This window comes from Monashia sp. HAY1-5C (assembly GCF_056755255.1).
Genome location: NZ_JBPGXG010000525.1, coordinates 1 through 254 on the forward strand (window position 1 = coordinate 1; position 254 = coordinate 254).

The 254-nt window shown below is 59.8% G+C and carries 1 rRNA gene; it reads right to left on the minus strand.

Annotation, left to right across the window (positions count from 1 at the left end):
• Positions 1 to 84 precede the first annotated feature (84 nt).
• Positions 85 to 254 (minus strand): 16S ribosomal RNA (locus ACR9ZK_RS22660); the annotation flags it as partial.

A 254-nucleotide genomic window follows, 5' to 3' on the forward strand; every position in this document is an offset into this window, starting at 1 on the left:
ATGTAGCTCCGTCTCGTGGGCTCGGAGATGTGTATAAGAGACAGCCACCAGACCCACGGGCCCGGCAGCGAAGCTGCTCCTTAGAAAGGAGGTGATCCAGCCGCACCTTCCGGTACTGCTACCTTGTTACGACTTAGTCCCAATCGCCAGTCCCACCTTCGATGGCTCCCCCCACCACCACAAGGGCTTAGGTTGGGCCACCGGCTTCGGGTGTTACCGACTTTCGTGACTTGACGGGCGGTGTGTACAAGGCC